16 protein-coding genes and 1 pseudogene are annotated in these 15,675 nt (G+C 68.2%); 7 read left to right on the top strand and 10 right to left on the bottom strand.

Translation table 11 applies throughout. The features are described 5' to 3' along the window. Nucleotides 1–28 precede the first annotated feature (28 nt). The 3 genes from ACFJGX_RS20310 to ACFJGX_RS20320 all read left to right on the top strand — a co-directional run bounded on the left by ACFJGX_RS20310 (nt 29) and on the right by ACFJGX_RS20320 (nt 1,939). Nucleotides 29–820, top strand: coding sequence for an NAD(P)-binding protein (locus ACFJGX_RS20310; protein ID WP_382326898.1), 792 nt, complete (start codon nt 29–31; stop codon nt 818–820). Beyond that, nucleotides 786–1,391 carry an FAD-dependent oxidoreductase gene (locus ACFJGX_RS20315; protein WP_382326900.1) on the top strand — a complete coding sequence of 202 codons (606 nt, stop codon included), beginning with the start codon at nt 786–788 and terminating at the stop codon, nt 1,389–1,391. Before ACFJGX_RS20310 ends, ACFJGX_RS20315 begins: the two co-directional genes overlap by 35 nt. A gap of 86 nt (nt 1,392–1,477) precedes the next feature. Further along, nucleotides 1,478–1,939 carry an SH3 domain-containing protein gene (locus ACFJGX_RS20320; RefSeq protein ID WP_382324147.1) on the top strand — a complete coding sequence of 154 codons (462 nt, stop codon included), beginning with the start codon at nt 1,478–1,480 and terminating at the stop codon, nt 1,937–1,939. A gap of 10 nt (nt 1,940–1,949) precedes the next feature. Here ACFJGX_RS20320 and ACFJGX_RS20325 read toward each other — a convergent pair whose 3' ends face one another. Beyond that, nucleotides 1,950–2,600, bottom strand: coding sequence for a glutathione S-transferase family protein (locus tag ACFJGX_RS20325; RefSeq protein WP_382326902.1), 651 nt, complete (start codon nt 2,598–2,600; stop codon nt 1,950–1,952). A gap of 2 nt (nt 2,601–2,602) precedes the next feature. Further along, complete coding sequence (locus ACFJGX_RS20330) at nt 2,603–3,319, bottom strand: HAD family hydrolase (protein ID WP_382324145.1); 717 nt, start codon at nt 3,317–3,319, stop codon at nt 2,603–2,605. A gap of 19 nt (nt 3,320–3,338) precedes the next feature. Here ACFJGX_RS20330 and hemH point away from each other — a divergent pair, with 19 nt between their 5' ends. After that, nucleotides 3,339–4,430: a ferrochelatase gene (gene hemH, locus ACFJGX_RS20335; RefSeq protein WP_382326904.1), complete on the top strand. Its 1,092-nt coding sequence runs from the start codon at nt 3,339–3,341 to the stop codon at nt 4,428–4,430. A 27-nt stretch (nt 4,431–4,457) separates the two neighbouring features. Then, complete coding sequence (locus tag ACFJGX_RS20340; RefSeq protein ID WP_382326906.1) at nt 4,458–5,177, top strand: DUF2200 domain-containing protein; 720 nt, start codon at nt 4,458–4,460, stop codon at nt 5,175–5,177. On the opposite strand, the gene ACFJGX_RS20345 is transcribed toward ACFJGX_RS20340, so the two are convergent. Continuing rightward, the gene (locus ACFJGX_RS20345) at nt 5,174–6,067 is read right to left on the bottom strand and encodes a YihY/virulence factor BrkB family protein (protein ID WP_382326908.1); all 894 of its coding nucleotides are present in this window, start codon (nt 6,065–6,067) and stop codon (nt 5,174–5,176) included. The genes ACFJGX_RS20340 and ACFJGX_RS20345 overlap by 4 nt on opposite strands. Before the next feature lie 134 nt (nt 6,068–6,201). On the opposite strand from ACFJGX_RS20345, the gene ACFJGX_RS20350 reads away from it, so the two are divergent. Continuing rightward, the gene (locus ACFJGX_RS20350; RefSeq protein ID WP_382324137.1) at nt 6,202–6,660 is read left to right on the top strand and encodes a nuclear transport factor 2 family protein; all 459 of its coding nucleotides are present in this window, start codon (nt 6,202–6,204) and stop codon (nt 6,658–6,660) included. Between the two features lie 9 nt (nt 6,661–6,669). Here ACFJGX_RS20350 and ACFJGX_RS20355 read toward each other — a convergent pair whose 3' ends face one another. From ACFJGX_RS20355 to ACFJGX_RS20385, 7 genes and pseudogenes are all read right to left on the bottom strand, one after another. Continuing rightward, complete coding sequence (locus ACFJGX_RS20355) at nt 6,670–7,557, bottom strand: alpha/beta fold hydrolase (protein WP_382324135.1); 888 nt, start codon at nt 7,555–7,557, stop codon at nt 6,670–6,672. Continuing rightward, entirely contained in the window at nt 7,554–8,657 is a 1,104-nt protein-coding gene (locus ACFJGX_RS20360; protein ID WP_291112288.1) for a branched-chain amino acid ABC transporter permease, read from the bottom strand. Before ACFJGX_RS20360 ends, ACFJGX_RS20355 begins: the two co-directional genes overlap by 4 nt. A gap of 14 nt (nt 8,658–8,671) precedes the next feature. Next, on the bottom strand, nt 8,672–9,658 hold the full coding sequence (locus ACFJGX_RS20365; RefSeq protein WP_382326910.1) for a branched-chain amino acid ABC transporter permease: 987 nt from the start codon (nt 9,656–9,658) through the stop codon (nt 8,672–8,674). After that, nucleotides 9,655–10,392: an ABC transporter ATP-binding protein gene (locus ACFJGX_RS20370; RefSeq protein WP_382158814.1), complete on the bottom strand. Its 738-nt coding sequence runs from the start codon at nt 10,390–10,392 to the stop codon at nt 9,655–9,657. The genes ACFJGX_RS20365 and ACFJGX_RS20370 overlap by 4 nt, the downstream gene beginning before the upstream one ends. Then, nucleotides 10,389–11,150 (bottom strand): ABC transporter ATP-binding protein, encoded by a 762-nt coding sequence (locus ACFJGX_RS20375; RefSeq protein ID WP_291112282.1) that lies wholly within the window; start codon nt 11,148–11,150, stop codon nt 10,389–10,391. The genes ACFJGX_RS20370 and ACFJGX_RS20375 overlap by 4 nt, the downstream gene beginning before the upstream one ends. Nucleotides 11,151–11,292: 142 nt before the next feature. Continuing rightward, nucleotides 11,293–12,501: a substrate-binding domain-containing protein gene (locus ACFJGX_RS20380; protein ID WP_382324133.1), complete on the bottom strand. Its 1,209-nt coding sequence runs from the start codon at nt 12,499–12,501 to the stop codon at nt 11,293–11,295. Between the two features lie 167 nt (nt 12,502–12,668). Continuing rightward, nucleotides 12,669–14,157, bottom strand: a pseudogene (locus ACFJGX_RS20385) (sigma-54 interaction domain-containing protein). Between the two features lie 300 nt (nt 14,158–14,457). Between ACFJGX_RS20385 and ACFJGX_RS20390 the strand changes: the two are divergent. Continuing rightward, a complete protein-coding gene (locus ACFJGX_RS20390; protein ID WP_382324131.1) occupies nt 14,458–15,672 on the top strand; it encodes a hypothetical protein in 1,215 nt (404 codons plus the stop codon). Nucleotides 15,673–15,675 lie beyond the last annotated feature (3 nt).

The following is a 15,675-nucleotide window of genomic DNA, read 5'->3' on the forward strand; positions in this document are numbered from 1 at the left end:
TGCGCCGCCGCGCGGGTCTTCGCGTCCTATGAGGCTCGCCGTCGTCGGTGCCGGCTGGGCCGGCATGGCCGCCGCGGTGGAAGCCGCCTCGCGCGGCATCGATGTGACGGTGTTCGAATCGGCGCGCACGCTCGGGGGCCGCGCGCGCGCCCTGCCCGCGCAGTTGCCCGACGGCACGCCGCTCACGATCGACAACGGACAACACATCCTCATCGGCGCCTACAGCGACACGCTGGCGCTGATGCAGCGCGTGGGGCTGGACCTGTCCCAGGCGCTGCTGGCCCTGCCCCTCGCCCTGCCGCACACCGACGGCTCGGGCCTGCAGACGCCGGCCTGGGCCGCGCACTGGCCCGCGCCGCTGGACGCGCTCGCCGCCATCGCCACCACGCGCAGCTGGCGCTGGCGCGAGCGGCTCGCGCTCGTCAACGCCTCGCTGCGCTGGCAGCGCCAGGGCTTCCAATGCGATCCCCAGCTCACCGTGGCCGAGCTCTGCGCCCGCCTGCCCGCGCGCGTGGTGCAGGAGCTGATCGAACCGCTGTGCGTGTCCGCGCTCAACACGCCCACGGTGGACGCGAGCGCGGCCGTGTTCCTGCGCGTGCTGCGCGATGCCCTGTTCGGCAAGGGCTTCGCGGGCTTCAGCGCGTCCAGCCTGCTGCTGCCGCGCACCGACCTCTCGCGCCTGTTCCCCGATGCGGCGGCCGAGTGGCTGCTGCGCCATGGCGGCTCGACCCAGATGCGCATCGGCACCCGCGTGAGCACCCTGCGCCCGCTGCGCAACGCAATGGATGCTGGGCCACGAAGGTGGCGAAGAGGCCTTTGACCGCGTGATCTGGGCCACCGCCGCGAGCCCCGCCGAAAAGGCCATCCGCCAGGCCGCCGACGCCTGCGACGAAAGCACCGAGCCCATCCTCAAGGCCTGGGCGCGCTCGGCCCGCGCGCTGCCCTTCACGGCCATCACGACCGTGTATGCCTGGGCATCCGGCGCGCGCCTGGCCTCGCCCATGCTGGCCCTGCGCGCCGAGCCCGACGCCCAGACCGCCCCCGCGCAGTTCGTGTTCGACCGGGGCCAGCTCAGCCCCGCGGACCCGGCCGCGCAAGGCCTGCTGGCCTTCGTGGTGAGCACCAGCGGCGAGGACCGCGACGACCTGCAGACCCAGGTGCTCGAACAAGGCCGGCGCCAGCTCGGCCTGCCCGCGCTGCAGGCCGTGCAGACCGTGGTGGAAAAGCGCGCCACCTTTGCCTGCACGCCCGGCCTGGTGCGGCCGGTGCAGGCCATCGCCCCCGGGCTCTGGGCCGCGGGCGACTACGTGGAAGGGCCCTACCCCGCCACGCTCGAAGGCGCGGTGCGCAGCGGCCTCGCGGCGGCCCGGCTCGCCACCGAAGCCCACTGATCCACGCATCTGCGGAACCTCTGGGGCGCACGGGGTTCACACCGTGTGACATTTTTTTCAACCCCGACCCGAAGGAGACCTCGCGGATGAACGCCCCCCACCCCGCCCGACACCTCATCGCCGCCGCCGGCCTGTGCCTGCTCGCGCTCAGCACGAGCGTGGCGCAGGCGCAAAGCATGGTCAGTGTGCAGGGCAGCACGCTCAACATGCGCGAAGGCCCGAGCACCAAGGCCGCCGTGCTGTGGGAACTCAAGCGGGGCTACCCGCTGCAGATCACCGAGCGCAAGGGCAGCTGGGTCAAGGTGCGCGACTTCGAGGGCGACACGGGCTGGGTCGCGCGCTCGCTCACCGGCAACACGCCGCACCATGTCGTGAAGGCGAAGGTCGCCAACATCCGCAGCGGCCCGGGCGCACAGCACCGCATCGTGGGCAAGGCGGAATACGGCGAGTTGCTGCGCACGCGCGAGAAGCGGGCCGACTGGGTGCGCGTGGAACGCGAAGAAGGCGTGGGCGGCTGGATCGCCAAACAGCTGCTCTGGGGCTTCTGAGCCCCGGCGCTCAGCCGTTCTCGCGCACCGCGAGGTAGGCCGGGCGCGCCATGCAGCGCCGGATCCATTCGTGCGTGAGCGGGTGGGCGTCCATCAGCGCCCTGGACGGGCGCGCCCAGTTCAAGACGCTGGCCACGCACAGGTCGGCCACGGTGAAGCGCGCGGCGGCGAGGTGGGCCTGGTCCGCCTCTTTCTGGCGCTGCAGGTGCCGCTCGATCACGCGCAGCGGCACCGCCAGGCGGCGCTCGGCCGCGTCGGCCAGCTCGGGCTTGCGCCGCTCCATGGGCATCACCAGCCGGTGCATCAGCACCGTGAGCGCATCGGCCTCGGTTTCGGTCATGGCCCAGAAGCTCCAGCGCAGGGCTTCGGCGTCTTCGTGCGGTGTGGCCGGCGTGATGCTTGCGCCGTCGGCCGGGCCGTGGTGGCGCGCGATGTACAGCGCGCAGGCCATGCTCTCCCACACCACCACATCGCCTTCGGGCCGGGCATCCACCACCGCCGGCACGCGGCCGTTGGGGTTGATCGCGAGGAACTCGGGCGTGCGCGTGCCGCGGTCCTGGTAGGCCAGCTCGACGTGCTTGAAATCCAGGCCCAGTTCGGTGGCGGCCCAGAGCGGGCGGACAGCGCGGGAAGCGGGAATGCCGTAGATCGTGAGGCCCATGCTCAGCCCAGCTGGCGGCACAGGGCCATCAGGTCGGCCACGGTGACATGGGGTTGCAGCGGCGCGTGCTCCCAGGCGTGGCCGGCGCGGTTGAGCCAGGCCACCTGCATGCCCGCGCCCAGCGCCCCCACCACGTCGAGCTGCGCGTCGTCACCGATGTGCAGCACCTCGGCGGCGCCCACGCCCGCGCTGCCGGCGGCCGCGTGGAAGATCCGCGCATCGGGCTTGCCCACGCCGAACTCGTGCGCGCTGAACGCCGCATGGAAATGCTGGCCCAGGCCCACCGTGTGCACGTTGGCATTGCCATTGGACAGGGCCACCACCGGGTAGCGCTTCGCCAGAAACTCCAGCGCCGGCAAGGCGTCCTCGAACAGCTCCACGCGCTGGCGCTCGGCAAAGAAGATGTCGAAGGCCGGCTCGGCCAGCGCCGGGTCGTCGCCCGCGCGCGTCAGCACCAGGCGGATCGCCTCGCGGCGCAAGGCACTCATGTCGTGCGCCAGGTCGGGCCGCAGGGCGTGCATTTCGTTGCGCACCGCGCGCAGGGCTTTGGGGTCGCCCCACTGCGCGGCGGTGGCCGGCGCGTGCTCCAGCAGCCAGGCGGCCAGCACGGCCTCGGCGCGCTCGATGATGGGCCAGATCGGCCACAGCGTGTCGTCCAGATCGATGGTGATGGCGCGGATGCGGCTGACGTCCAGCGCAGTGGGGAGGGGGGTATTCATGTCTGCGGGAGAATAGCGCATGCCCTTCCGCCCCGAACCGACGATCCCCCATGGCCAACCTGCGCGCACGGCCATCGTCTATTGCAACCTCGGCACGCCCGACGAAGCCAGCGCCCCCGCCCTGCGCCGCTACCTCGCCGAGTTCCTCGGCGACCCCCGCGTGGTGGAGATTCCCCCGCTGGTCTGGTGGCCCATCCTGCACGGCATCATCCTGCGCACGCGACCGAAGAAGTCCGCCGCCAAATACGCCAGCGTCTGGCTGCCCGAGGGCTCGCCGCTGAAGGTGTGGACCGAAAAACAGGCCACGCTGCTGCGCGGCTACCTGGGCGAGCGCGGCCACCAGGTGACGGTGCGCTATGCCATGCGCTACGGCAACCCGTCCATCGCGTCCGTGCTCGACGAGCTCAAGGCCCAGGGCGTGGCCCGCGTGCTGGTGCTGCCGGCCTATCCGCAGTACAGCGGCACCACCACCGCCAGCGTGATCGACGCGGTGACGGCCTGGAGCCAGCCCGTGCGCAGCCTGCCCGAGCTGCGCTTCGTCAACCGCTACCACGACGACCCGGGCTACATCAAGGCGCTGGCCCGGACCATCCGCGCGCACTGGACGGCGCACGGCCAGGGCGACCACCTGGTGATGAGCTTCCACGGCGTGCCCGAGCGCACCCTGCACCTGGGCGACCCCTACCACTGCGAATGCCGCAAGACCGCGCGCCTGCTGGCCGAGCAACTGGGCCTGGCGCCCGAGCGCTACACCCTCACCTTCCAGTCGCGCTTCGGCAAGGCCAAATGGCTGGAGCCCTACACCGAGCCCACGCTGGTGGCAATGGCGAAGAAGGGTTTGAAGAACGTGGACGTGGTCTGCCCCGGCTTCACCAGCGATTGCCTGGAGACGCTGGAAGAAATCAACATGGAGGCGCGCGAAGCCTTTCTGCACGCGGGCGGCCAGCAGTTCCAGTACATCCCCTGCGTGAACGACTCGCCCGAGTGGATTCGCGCACTGGCCGATCTGGCCGAGCGGCACCTGCAAGGCTGGCCCACCAAGACAGCGGACAACCCGATGGAGCTGCAGGCCAGTCGCGAACGGGCCCTGGCGCTGGGCGCGAAAGACTGATCCTGCTGGTTCACACGAGGGAAGACCATGCCCGCCCACCCCATCTTCAAGACGGCGTTTGCCAAGGTCTACCCGCTGTATGTGCAGAAAGCGGAGCGCAAGCACCGGACGAAAGCGGAAGTGGACGACGTCATCCGCTGGCTGACGGGCTACGACCAGGCGGGCCTGGAGCGGCAGATCGCGCAGGGGCACGACTTTGAAACCTTCTTCGCCCAGGCCCCGGCGATGAACCCGAAGACCTCACTGATCACCGGCGTCGTCTGTGGCGTGCGCGTCGAGGCGGTGGAAGACCCACTGATGCAGCGCATCCGCTATCTGGACAAGCTGATCGACGAGCTGGCAAGGGCAGGACGATGGAGAAGATCCTGCGGCAATAGCGCCGCCGGGAGCGGCCCGCGCGGCCATGAGGACGCGAAGTCGTCCTACATCGCCTCGTGTCCTGGCGCGATAAGGTGGAGCCTCGATCACTGTAGGAGATGCACCGTGGTGACCAGAAGAAAAACCCAAGGCTCGCTCGTCGAGCGAGCCAAAGCGCAAGACGGCGCCCGCGACAGTTTTCCCGGCGAGCACTGGCTGGTGCTGGGCGCGGGCATTGCGGCATGGGCGCTCACGCGCACGAGCCCTTCGGTGGTCGTGCGCACGGCAGGTATGCTGGCGGCCACCGCCCTCGTGGGCCGAGCCGCCAGCGGCCGCGATGGCTTGAGCAAGCTGCTGCGCTACACGCCGTTGGGCCGGCGCATCCGCTAAGGCGGGGAGGTCTTGCCGTCTGGCTCCACCGAGCCGCGCAGCACCCCATTGATCTCGGCACCGAAGATCAGCGTGGTGGCGCTGATGTACAGGAACACCAGCGTGGCCACCACGCCCGCGAAGCTGCCGTAGAGCAAGGCCAGCTTGCCCGCGGTGCGCAAGGTGTACGACAGGCTCGCGGCCGCCCCCACCCAGAGGGCCGCCCCCACCACGGCACCTGGGATCACGGTGTAGAGCCGCTGGCGAATGTCCGGCAGCCAGCCGTACATCAAGGCATACAACATCACCAGCACCAGGAACGCCGAGCCATAGCGCACGCTGTTGCGCGCCCACAAGGTCTCCCGCCCCACGCCCACGTTCTCGGCCAACAATAGCCACACATACGGCATCACCACCACCGAACTGAAAGCCAGCAGCACGCCCGAGCCCACCACCACCGTGAACAGCGTGACCTTGATGCGCGCCTTCCAGAACGGCAGCCCGCGCTCGATGCCATAGGCGCGGTTCAGCGCCGAGCGGATCGCCTGCATGCCCGACGAGGCGGTCCACAGCGTCACCAGCACGCCCACGGCCAGCAAGGCCTGGTTGCGCTGGGCCAGCACCTGCTCGATGACCGGCTGCATCACGTCGCGCACCACTTGCGGCGTGTACCCCACCACGCGGCCCACCAGCGCCGCCGCGTCGCCAGGCTTGCCAAGGTAGCCGGCCGAAGCGGACAACAGGATCAGGAGCGGAAACACTGCCAGCACCGACGAGAACGCGAGGCTGCCGGCCTGGTTGGCGCTCTGGTGCAGGACGTAATTGCGGATGGCCAGCAGGATCACGCGCAACCCTGGTGTGTTCAGCGCGGCGTGCCGAATGCGGCGCCCGGCTTCGCGAAGGCGGCTCATGGGTGCAGAAGGAAAATGCCGAACTCAAGACGCATCACGCCACTCCAAGGTTCACGGCCAAACGACAGTCGCCATGGTAGTTGAACCCCATCGATCGGGTGCGATGCCCTTTTTCTCCCTGCAGCGAGGAGCCCATGACCCACCAGACCGGATCTCCATCCATGGAATCGTTGGTGAATGAATTGTTCCAGCGCTATGAGCGCGAGTTCAACCGATCCCTCCGCGGTGATTCAGACCTCGTGGCGGTCGCGAATCTCTACGCCAAGGCATTCATCGCGGCGACCCCGTCGGGCGTGGTCACGGGGCAGAACGACGACCAGTTGAAGCGGGTGATGGCCGACGGCTTCGAGCGCTACCGGCAGATCGGCATGAGCGGCATGAAGCTCCAGCGCCTGGACATCTCCGGCATCGACGATCTTCACGCGCTGGCGCGCGTGGACTGGACGGCGACCTATGCCATCGGCAACGAGAAGAAGACCATCGACTTCACCAACGCGTACCTCGTCCGCCGGGAAGGCGACACGGCCACGGTGTTTGGCTGGATCACGGGCGACGAGGAAGCCGTGATGAAGGCGCATGGGATCGTTCCGTGAGTGCCCGGCTCAGTGCCCCGCCAGAAACCGCTGCACCAGCTCGAACTGCTCGGGCACGTTGAGCGCGGGCGCGTGTCCGCAGCCGGCAATCGTCACCACCAGCGCGCGCGGCCCGCGGTCGCGCATGGCCTCGGCCGTGTCGGCCAGCAGCAGGTCCGACTCCGCGCCGCGCAGGCACAGCACGGGCACGTCGATGCGGTCGTAGGTGGGCCAGAGGTCGTAGTCCGCGGGGTGGTGGCTGAACTGCATCACCATGGCCGGGTCGTAGTGTGGCGTGACGCGGCCATTGGCCAGTCGGCGCGCCGAGCTTTCGGTGAGCAGGCGCCACTGCGCGTCGCTCAGGTAGCCGTAGGGCTTGTAGACGGTGCGGAAGTACTGTTCCAGCTCGCTCATGGTGTGGAACGCGGCCGGGTTGCCCGCGTAGCTGCGGATGCGCTGCACCGCCGCGTCGGCCAGCTTGGGGCCGATGTCGTTGAGCACCAACCGCTCGATGCGCCCGTGCAGCGGGCCGGCGGCGCACACCATGCCGATGGCGCCGCCCATGGAGGTGCCCACCCAATGGAAGCGTTTGATGACGAGCTGGTCCACCAACGCGGTGGCGATGCGCGAATAGAAGTCCAGGCAGTACTCGGCTTCGGGCTCGGGGCTCCATTCCGAGAGGCCGCGCCCGATCGTGTCGGGGCAGATCACGCGCCAGCCCTGCGCGCTGAGGTGCGCGGCCAGCGGGTCCATGTCGCGCCCGGTGCGGGCCAGGCCGTGCCAGGCGACCACCGTCTGACCGTTGGGCGTCTCGGGCTCCCAGTCCATGAAGTGGATTTCGCGGCCTGCGCAGATGAGGTAGCGCGAGCGCGGGGTCACGGCGGTGGCCGCGGGCGCGAGGGTGGTGGCGGTGTTCATGGCCGGCCTCCTTTCAGGCGCGCGAGCGAGGCCCGCTCTCGCAGCTTGCCCACGATACCCGTGGGGAAGTAATACACCGACAGGACGAAGAGCACACCCAGCCAGAGCAGCCAGCGGTCGGGCGTGAGCAGCGCGGGCAACAGCGGCAGGCCTTCGGTGGCGCTGCCGGCCATGCGCAGCAGGTCCTGCAGGTAACTTTGCGCCACCACGAAAAGCACGCTGCCGATGAAGGCGCCGTAGAGCGTGCCCATGCCGCCGATGACGACGATGAGCAGGATGTCCAGCATGATCTCGAACGAGAGCGAGGTGTCCGGTCCGTTGTAGCGCAGCCAGAGCGCGAGCAGGCAGCCCGCGAGCGTGGCGAAGGAGGCGGAGAGCACGTTGGACAGCGTGCGGTAGACGACGGTGCGGTAGCCCAGGGCCTCGGCACGGAAGTCGTTCTCGCGGATGGCCTGCAGCACGCGGCCGAAGGGCGAGTTCACGATGCGCAGGATGGTGAGGAAGATCGCGGTGACGGCCAGGAAGATCAGGTAGTAGGTGATCAGCCGGCCGTTGAGGTCCACCTCGCCCAGCGGCGTCTGCAGCGGTTCTTCGGTCAGCGTGAAGCCGGGCGAGAGCAGCTCGGGCACGCGGAAGGTCAGGCCGTCTTCACCACCGGTGAAATCCGACAGCTGCGAGGCCAGCGTGAGAAAGGCCGAGGCCACCGCGAGCGTGATCATGGCGAAGAAGATCGCGCGCACCCGCAGCGAGAACAGGCCGATGAGCAGCGAGAGCACCAGCGAGACCAGCAGCGCGCAGAGCACACCCAGTGCAATTGCGCCCCAGGACGGTGACTCCGCCGCGTTGAGCGCGATGGCCACGCCGTAGGCCCCGATGCCGAAGAACATGGTGTGCGCGAAGCTCACGATGCCGGTGTAGCCCAGCAGCAGGTCGAAGCTGGCCACCAGCGCCACGAAGATGAGCACCTTGGCGGCCACGTTGAGCGCCTTCACGCCCGGGAACAGGAAGGGCGCGAAGGCCAGGCCCAGGAAGAGCACGATCAGCAAGGCGACCAGCCAGCGGCTGCGCGGCAGGTCGTTGGAGAGGAGACGGGACAACATGCTTCGGCTCCTTCTTATCGGTTCGTGACCGGGTACACGCCCTGGGGCCGCCACAGCAGGATGGCGACCATGAGCGCGATGTTGGAGAACAGCGCGACCTTGGGTGCCAGGAAGCCGGTGTAGTTGGCGATCAGCCCCACCAGCAGCGCGCCGATGAGCGCGCCCAGCGTGGAGCCCAGGCCGCCGATGATGATGACGATGAAGATCAGCACGTTGACCTGCGCGCCCATCTGCGGCAGCACGGTCTGCTGGTACAGGCCCCACATCACGCCGCCCAGGCCGGCGAGCGCACTGCCCACCACGAACACGCCGATGAAGAGCTGCCGGATGCGGTAGCCGAGGGACTCGACCATCTCGCGGTCCTGCACACCGGCGCGCACCAACAGGCCGACCTTGGTGCGGTTGAGCGTCCACACCATGGCCGCGAACACGGCCGCGCCCACCAGCACGGCGAGCAGGCGGTACTTCTCCACCGCGGCATCGCCGAAGATGAAGGAGCCGCGCAGGCTCTCGGGCAGCGGCAGCGCGATCTGCTCCGGGCCCCAGATGACCTTGATCATCTCCTCGCCGATGATCATGCCGCCCATGGTGATGAGGATCTGCTTGAGGTGCATGCCGTACACCGGGCGGATGATGAGCCGCTCGAACACCCAGCCCAGCGCGCCGGCCACGGCCATGGCCACCAGCATGGCGGGCAGCAAGGCCACGAGGTTGAGCCAGAGGCTGTTGGCCGTGGTGTAGCTGCCCATGCTGGCCAGCACGGTGGTCGCAACGAAAGCGCCCAGCGCGATGAACACGCCGTGGCCGAAGTTGAGCACGTCCATGAGGCCGAAGACCAGCGTGAGGCCGGAGGCGATGATGAAGACGATCATGCCCATGGCCAGGCCGGCCACGGTGAGCGTGATCCAGGTGGACGGGCTGCCCACGGCGGGCAGCGCGAGCAGCGCCAGCGCGGGCACCAGGGCCAGCGGCTTCCAGTCGAAGTCGGCGTTGAGTTTCATTGGTGTGCTCCGAGGGACAGGCCCAGCAGCTTGGATTGCAGCGATTCGTCGGCCGCGAGTTCGGCCATGGAGCCGCTGTGCACGACGCGGCCGTCGTCCATCACGGCCACGGTGTCGCCGAGCTGGCGCGCGAAGTTGAAGTTCTGCTCGACGAGCAGGATGGTGGTCTTGGCGGCCTTGAGTTCGCGGAAGGCCGCGATCATGTTCTGGATGATCGCGGGCGCCAGGCCTTTGCTGGGCTCGTCGATCAGCAGCAGCTTGCGCGGCTCGACGATGGCGCGCGAGACGGCGAGCATCTGCTTCTGCCCGCCGCTCAACTTGCCGGCCGGGTGCAGCCAGAATTTCTTCATGGCCGGGAACAGGCCGAAGATCCATTCGAGGCGGTTGGTGTCGATGTCGTCCAGGCTGCGCGCGCCGCGCGCGGCCAGCAGCATGTTCTCGCGCACCGAGAGGTCCGCGAAGATGCCCATGCTCTCGGGCACGTAGGCCACGCCGCTGCGCGCGATGTCGGGCGTGGGGCGCTGGGTGATGTCCTGGCCGTCGAGCGTCACCGTGCCCTGGCTGGCGTGCCACAGGCCCATGATGGTGCGCAGCGTGGTGGTCTTGCCCGCGCCGTTGCGGCCCAGCAGCATGGTGAGCTGGTTGGCCGGCACGGCGAGGTCCACGCCGTGGAGGATGTGGTACGCGCCGATGTGGGTGTGAACCCCTTTCAGCGTCAACAGGTCCTGGCTCATGCGCTCACCTCTTCTTCCGGGTTGATGCCAAGGTAGGCCTGCTGCACCACGGGCGAGGCAATCACGGTGGCGGGTTCGCCATCGGCCACGAGCTCACCGTTGTGCAGCACGATGATGCGGTCCGAGAGTTCGCGCACCACGTCCATCTTGTGTTCGACCAGCAGGATGGTCTTGCGCTTGTCTTCCTTGAGCTTGCGGATGAGGTTGAGGATCACGGGCACCTCGTCCACGCTCATGCCGGCCGTGGGTTCATCGAACATGAAAACCTGCGGCTCCAGCGCCATGAGGATGCCGACCTCCAGCTTGCGCTGGTCGCCGTGCGGCAGGCTGGAGGCGAGCGCGTCGCGCTTGTCGGCCAGGGCCACGGTTTCCAGCACCTCGTCGGCGCGCTGCAGCAGGTCGCGCCGGTCGCTCCAGATGCGCCACAGGTTCAGCCCCGCGCCCGCCCTCGCCTGCACCGCCAGCCGCACGTTCTCCTGCACCGTGAGGTTGGGGAACAGGTTGGTCAGCTGGAACGCCCGGCCCAGCCCGGCCTGCGCGCGCGCCGGCGCGCCCAGCGCCGAGATGTCCTTGCCACCGAGCCGCACACGGCCCGCGCTGGCCTTGATCTGGCCCGAGATGAGGTTGAAGTAGGTCGTCTTGCCCGCGCCGTTGGGGCCGACGATGGCGGTGAGCGTGCCCGGCGCGAACGCGCACGAGACGGCATTCACCGCCACGTGCCCGCCGAAGCGGACCGTGAGGTCTTGGGTTTCAAGCATGGGAGATCCGGAGAGCATGGACACCGGTCGCCGCCAGTGCGGCGACCTTCCAGAAACACGGCGGAACTGGCTTCGCCAGGCCGCACGTGTTGTCCCCCTTTTCATGGGGGAAGCCGCGTCAGCGGCGCAGGGGGTCAAGCGCTCAGCGCTTGTTCCTGATCGGAATGTCGAGATCAGAAGGTTTGATCTCGCGCACCAGCTCGGGCACACCCCAGGCAAACGCCGGGTCGGCCTTGATCTTGAAGTGGTACATGCTCTGCATGGCCTGGTGGTCTTCCTTGCGGAAGGTCATCGTGCCCTTGGGCGTGTCGAAGCTCATGCCTTCCATGGTCTTGATGAGCGTGTCGGTCTTGGTGTCGCCGTTGGTCTTCTTCAGCGCGGTCACCACGGCCATCGCGGCCGAGAAACCACCGGCGGTGAAGAAGTCCGGCGGCGTCTTGAACTGCTTGTAGTGCTCGGCCACCATCGCGTCGTTCACCGGGTTCTTGGGGATGCCGAAGTAGTAGTACAGCGCGCCCTCCATGCCCGGGAACTGCTTGTAGGCCACCATCGCGGGCAGGATGTTGCCGCCGGTGGCGAGCTTGATGCCGTAGCGCTTGTCCAGCTCCATCTCGGCGATCTTGCCGAAGGGCGTGGGCGCGCCCGACCAGCCCACCGAGATGTACTTGGTGCCCGGCTGGTCCTTGAGCTTGTCGACGATGCGCAGCAGGCCGGCGGTGAAGTCCGTCGTGCCCACAGGCAGGTATTCCTCGTGAACGATCTTGGCCTTCTTGGTGAAGTCCTTGGCGGCCTTCACGCCGTCGCGGCCGAAGGCGTTGTCGTTGGCCAGCATGGCGATCACGTTGCCCGGCTGGTCCAGCGCCACGGCGTTGGCGGCGGCGTCCTGGCTGCTGTTGCGGCCGGTGCGGAAGATGTACTTGTTCCACTTGTCGCCGGTGATCGAGTCGGCCACGGCGGGCTCGACCAGCAGGATCTTCTTGTACTCCTCGGCCACGGGCAGCATCGCCAGGGCCACGGGCGAAGCGGTCGGGCCGATGGCCAGATCCACCTTGTCGTCGGCGTAGGCGGCGGCCAGCAGGCTCTTGCCCACATCGGGCTTGCCCTGATCGTCCTTCTCGATCACGACGATCTTCTTGCCACCCACCATCATGGTGCCGCCGGTGGCGTAGCTCAGGCCCATCATCAGGCCGGCCTGGGTCTGCTTGGCATAGGCCTCGAGCGGGCCGGTCTTGCTGTGGATGTGGGCGATGCGGATCTCGCCCTTGTTGGCCTGGGCCGAAACGAGCGAGGTGCCGAGCGCCGCAGAGCAGGCGAGCGCGATGACCGCCAGGCGGCGGGTGGTGTGAGTCATGTCTTGTCTCCTGGTTGGAAGGATCGTGACAGCGCGGTGCGCCGTGCCTTCCTTATCGCAGACTTCGTGCCAGCGGTACAGGCCTTTGATTTCAAAGGGTTTTGTTCAGAACGCCCTGGCGATTGTCCAGATTTCAGACAATCTCGAATCGTGAAATTGTCTGAAATTCAGACAATCGTCTGAATTTCAGACGCATCGCCCAGGGCCGCCAAACGGTCGTACAGACTGGCACGCGAGATGCCGAGCAGCTTCGCGGCGGCGGTGCGGTTGCCACCGGTGCGGGCCAGGGCCTGCGCGATCGCGCGCTGCTCCAGCTCGGCGATCTGCTCGGGCAGCGGGCGCAGGTCGTCGCCCTCTTCCATCGCACGCGCCACGGCCTTGGGCAAGGCGACCGCCGGCGCCAGGGCGGGCAGGCCGGCTTCCTGCAGCACCGCCCCCACCTGCGCGGCGGCGATGTGGTGCGAGTCGCTGCGCAGCGCAAGCTGTTCCAGCACGTTGCGCAGTTCGCGGATGTTGCCGCGCCAGGGCTGTGCGGCCAGCAGGGCCTGGGCGTCGGCGGTCAGCTCCAGCTGTGCGCCGCCGCCGCGCGCGGCGATGTCTTCGCACAGGGCCTCGATCAGCAGCGCGATGTCGTCCTGCCGCTCGCGCAGCGGCGGCACGCGGATGGGCAACACGTTGAGGCGGTAGTAGAGGTCTTCCCTGAAGCTGCCTTCGCGCACCATCTGCTGCAGGTCGCGCGAGGTGGCGGCGACCACGCGCACGTCGAAGCGCACCAGCTTGTTCGAACCCAGCGGCTCGATCTCGCCTTCCTGCAGCGCGCGCAGCAGCTTGACCTGAACCGACATCGGCATGTCGCCGAGTTCGTCCAGGAACAGCGTGCCGCCATCGGCCAGCTTGAACTTGCCGTCGCGCCCTTTCTTGTCGGCGCCGGTGTAGGCCCCGGGGGCCACGCCGAAGAACTCGGCTTCGAGCAGCGTGTCGGGCACGGCCGCCATGTTCACGCTCACGAACGAGCGGCCCGCGCGCGGCGAGGCCGCGTGGATGGCGTGCGCGAGCAACTCCTTGCCGGTGCCGGTCTCGCCCAGCAACAGCACCGGGCTGGCCGACTGCGCGGCGCGCCGGGCCTGGCGCTTGACCTCCAGCGCGGCGGCGCTGCTGCCCACGAAGCTGGCGAAGGTGTACTTGCTGCGGCGCTGGCTCGCGAGTTCGCGCCGGGCTTCGCTCAGGTCCTGCTCCAGCCGCGCGAACTTGCTGATGAGGGGTTGCAGCGTGGTCTCGGGGTGGTCGAACAGCACGATGCCCAGCACCCCGATCACCTCCCCCGCGTCGTCGCGCAGCGGGATGCGGCTCACCACGAAGGTGCCGGCGCGGTTGGTCAGCAGGTCGATGAGGATGGGCTTGCCGGTGGCGCAGCACCTGGTGCATCTGCGTGTTCTGCACCACGCGCGAGACCGGGTGGCCGACGAAGTCTTCCTCGCGCTCGAAGCCCAGCGCGGGCAGGAAGCGGCGGTACTGGTCGTTGATCCAGACCACGCGCGCGTCGCGGTCCACCAGCATCATGCCCTCGCTGGCGTTGGCGAACAGATCGAACATCGACCTCGCGGCGAGTTCGAGGATGCTTTGCGCGTCACGCGGCAGGCGGTTGTCCCGGGTCATGGCGGGATGGTAACCCTGCACTTCTCCGCGCCTGCGCTGTCATTGAAGAGTAATAAGTAAGAACTACGATTCGCCGCGATGACGCACATGGTTCTTTCCTCTGTCCTTGGTTTTCCGACCCGCCCGCCCTCTTCCCGTAGCGAAATGAATGGGCCGACGGGCAGCCCACGCCACCACGGCCACGCGCACGCAGACGTGTGGGTGCTCAGGGACACCCCACTCGCCTCCACGGACCCGGGGCACCTGGAGGGGGCGGTGACAGCCCGACGGCTGCACTCCCAACTCGATGCCGTGTGCGGCATGGCCTACCTCACCCGTGCGCCGCAAGGCGTGGCCTCGGGGTTGAGCAAGGCGCCCCTGGAAAAAACCGGGCACGAGAACAGCGCACCGATCGGGGATGGTTTTCCTTTGGAAGCGCTGGGCGCCTTCCAGGCCCTCCAGGGTGCGGGCGGTGCCATCGAAACGGGCGCGGCGATCAAAAACCTGTCCAACACCTGCCAGGCTTTGTCGCACCGACAGGCGACCCACGCCGCATTCGCACAGGGCCAACTGGCGATGGACGAGGCCCACCGCCGGTGGGCGCATTCAGAGGCACATCCCTCTCAGGCGCGGCGACTGTGCGACGCCGCCAAGAAGGCCTGGCAGGCGCGCGCCTCCAAGGTGCAGCTGGAGACGGCCATGCGGCACGCGCCGGAGCAGATCGTGGATGTGGTTCGCTACACCGTCGTGTCGTGGACATCGCGCCTGTTTTCCGCCCTGAAGCTGGCCTTCACGGCCAGTGCGTGGCTCTCGTTGGCCGCCAGCATCGTCGGCATCGTGGGCTCGGCGTTTCAAGCCTTGGCGGGCATCTTCAAATGGCATTCGTCGAGCAAGCTGGTCGAACAGGCCAAGCGCGCGCTGCGCTTGATCGAAAGCGGCTCACCCGCCGCCAGCCCGACATCGCTGCAAGCCCATGTGATCCGACACGCCCGCAGCCAACGCAAGGACGCGCTGCAACAAGCCCGAGACAAGCGGACCAAGGCAAGGATAGAAACCATCACCGGCATCGCGGCCACCCTCTTCAGCGCCTTGGCATTCCTCTTTCCCCCGCTGGCGTTCATCGCCATCGCCACAGGCCTGGCCTATGCCGGCTACCGGGTGTACCGAGGCATCCGATCGTTTTTCTCGACGCGCGAACTGAACCGGCGAGAGACGGCCTGGCGCGTCGACTTCCATTCCCCCGCGTTCGTCGAGACCCTGAACCGCTCTGCCCGCTCGGAGGGATGGACGGCCGCCAAGCTGAAGATGGCGGCGGAAAACCCCTGCTACGCCATCCATTGCCTGATCGAACGGATTCAGCAGGATGACGCGGCATGGCTGCACGGCCTGTTGGAGCAACTCGGTGTCTCGCGACCGGATCGAGACGCCGTCTTCTTGCTGGCCCAGACCCATGACGTGCCGCAGGCCAGCCACTGCCTGGAGAGGATGCTCTTCGGGGGCGAGTGGTCCCCGTCCGAGCGAACGGGCACCACCTGAGGT

The sequence above is a fragment of the Hydrogenophaga sp. UC242_50 genome, from assembly GCF_042697355.1.
Taxonomy (GTDB): Bacteria; Pseudomonadota; Gammaproteobacteria; order Burkholderiales; family Burkholderiaceae_C; genus Hydrogenophaga.